This window comes from Novosphingobium sp. AP12 (assembly GCF_000281975.1).
Taxonomy (GTDB): Bacteria; Pseudomonadota; Alphaproteobacteria; order Sphingomonadales; family Sphingomonadaceae; genus Novosphingobium.
Genome location: NZ_AKKE01000114.1, coordinates 1 through 2,544, shown reverse-complemented (window position 1 = coordinate 2,544; position 2,544 = coordinate 1). Strand labels below are relative to the sequence as shown.

At 63.6% G+C, this 2,544-nt stretch carries 4 protein-coding genes; all 4 read left to right on the top strand.

From position 1 onward, the window contains the following. The coding region (locus PMI02_RS15550; protein WP_007684529.1) for an SDR family oxidoreductase at positions 1 to 748 on the top strand (748 nt) is incomplete at its 5' end. After that, positions 741 to 1,214, top strand: coding sequence for a DUF2269 domain-containing protein (locus tag PMI02_RS15545; RefSeq protein ID WP_007684527.1), 474 nt, complete (start codon positions 741 to 743; stop codon positions 1,212 to 1,214). The genes PMI02_RS15550 and PMI02_RS15545, both read left to right, overlap by 8 nt. A 35-nt stretch (positions 1,215 to 1,249) precedes the next feature. Next, a complete protein-coding gene (locus tag PMI02_RS15540) occupies positions 1,250 to 1,744 on the top strand; it encodes a DUF4166 domain-containing protein (RefSeq protein ID WP_081496714.1) in 495 nt (164 codons plus the stop codon). Further along, positions 1,737 to 2,138 (top strand): thiol-disulfide oxidoreductase DCC family protein, encoded by a 402-nt coding sequence (locus PMI02_RS26480; protein ID WP_007684523.1) that lies wholly within the window; start codon positions 1,737 to 1,739, stop codon positions 2,136 to 2,138. Before PMI02_RS15540 ends, PMI02_RS26480 begins: the two co-directional genes overlap by 8 nt. The last annotated feature ends 406 nt before the right edge of the window (positions 2,139 to 2,544 follow it).

The window sequence follows — 2,544 nt, the reverse complement described above, 5'->3', positions numbered from 1 at the left end:
CTGGCAGGTGCAGCCGATCCATGTCGATGACCTGGTGGAGATCGTGGTGCACCAGCTCAGGGCGCCGAGGGCATTGTGCGGTCGTCTTGACGTCGCCGGTCCCGCAGCGATGTCCACGGACGAACTGACCGCCGTGATGGGGCGCTGGCTGGGGCTGGAGAAGGGGCGGACGCCGGTACTGCCGATCCCGCGCTGGCTTCTGGCCTTCGTTACCCATGCTGGCATTGGGCCTGCCTCGCCCGAGAGCCTGACCATGCTGGCGGCCGGGAATACCGCACCGCTTGCTCCGCTGTTCGATCGGACGGGGATCATGCCCCGTCCGGTCGAACAGGTGCTGGCGCTGCATCCCTCGACCTCGGCTGATCTGGCGATGAGCCGGCTGTCGCCGATGATCCCCGTTATGCGATGGCTGCTGGCCTTGGTCTGGCTTGCCGGCGGGCTGGTCTCGCTGGGGCTGGCACCTGCCGGCAGCACCGATGCCATGCTGGCGCGGCTTGGGCTTGCGGGGACAGCGGCGATGGTCGCGCTCTGGGTCGGATCGCTGGCCGACATCGCCGTGGGCCTGGCCATTCTGGCAAGACGGCGCGGCGGCGCCCTTGCGGGGGTGATGCTGATGGGCGGCTACACGACGATCCTCAGCGCGGTCGCCCCCGAGCTCTGGGCGGACCCGTTCGGCCCGCTCGTCAAAAACCTGGCCGTTCTGGGCCTTTCCCTCGCCGTGCATGCATTGGAGATGCGCCGTGGATGAATACCTGCTTCTCAAGCTAATCCATATCCTCAGTTCCACGCTGCTGTTCGGAACGGGGCTGGGCACGGCCTTTCACGGATGGATGGCGAACCGTGCCGGATCGCTCGCCGCTCGCCGCGTGGTGAATCGCAATGTCGTGCTTGCCGACTGGCTGTTCACGACGCCTGCCGTCATCGTCCAGCCGGTGACGGGCGTATGGCTGGCGCAGATCGCCGGCTTCCCGCTGAGCAGCGGTTGGCTGGTGGCGGCAATGCTGCTCTATGTGCTGGTGGGTACCTGCTGGGTGCCGGTCGTGTTCATTCAGGTGGAGATGCGCCGCATCGCCGACAGGACGCCGGATGGAGAGGCCCTGCCGCCGCGCTATTTCCGCCTGTCACGCTGGTGGTTCGGCCTTGGCTGGCCGGCTTTCATCGGCGTCCTCATCATCTACTGGCTGATGGTTGCCAAACCGGAGATCGCATTTTGAACCCGCCGCTATTCCGGCGCCTCCTGCCAGGCGACATGAATGCGTTGCCGCCGGTGCTTCGCGCCGCGCACGACGCCGATGATAGGCAACACTGGGAAGGGCTGGCGCATGTGACGCTCAGCCGCAATCCCATCGCCCGGCTGCTGTGCCGGATGATGAAATTGCCGGCCCAAGGGCACGGGGTTCCGGTTTCCGTCGTGTTCGAGCGACTGGCGCACGGCGAAAGATGGCGGCGTACTTTTGCCGGGCGCAGTTACCGCAGCGACCTTACCGTCAGGGAAGGTTTGATGGTGGAAAGGATGGGCTTGGCCACCAATATCTTCCGGGTGTCGTACGGCGGCGGCCAGATAGTGCTCGATCTGGTGGCCTTTCGTTTTCTGGGCCTGCCGCTCCCATCCTGGCTTCGCCCGCGCTGCCGTGCCATAGAACGGGAGCAGGATGGGCGATACGTTTTCGATGTTCCGGTCAGTCTGCCGCTGCTGGGGCCCATCATCCACTACACCGGCAGCATGGAGCGCCGCGATGCCTGAAGCGCATCCCATCATTCTGTTCGACGGGGAATGTGCGCTTTGTTCGGCCAACGCACAGTTCATTCTGACCCATGACAAAGCCCGCCGTTATCGCCTCGCACCGATGCAGGGCGCAGTCGGCGCGGCATTGTTCCGTAAGCACGGTGTCGATCCCAATGACCCGGATACCATCCTGGTGATCGATGGTGACCGAGTATTACGGGAAAGCGATGCAGTGCTATCGATCTATACAGGCCTTGGATGGCCATGGCGCATTGCCGGGCTGGCACTGCTGATGCCGCGCTGGCTGCGCGATCCAGCGTATCGATGGGTAGCGCGCAATCGGTATAGGATTTTCGGGCGGCGGGAGACTTGCTGGATACCCAACGCAGAACATGCTGATCGGATTATGTGATTGCACGGTTCTCTCCATCCGACTTCGCGGACAAATTGAATGGCTACCGAGCGCAAAAGAGCACGTCTCCCGACGACCCTTAGCAGCCGTTCATCCGCCATTTCCTTCTTCCTGAATCCGGTCGGTCCGGTTTCGCAATACGGATGCCGAAATTAATCACCTGCAAGGGCTGAGCAGATTTGAGCAAATGCGCCGGACCGCGCTGTCATTTACCGTTGAAACGCGCCGGCGTCGGCAGGCAGGCTACGGGACGTTCCCTGTACGAATCCTCGTCGCAAAAGCGCTGGCCTTTCCGCGCCACCGGCCACGACGACCCCACTGTGCCCCGAAATCGCAACGGTATCTGTAAACGATAGGGACCGGAGAGGCGCCAGCCTCCCCGGTCCCTCACATGGGGACAATCGTG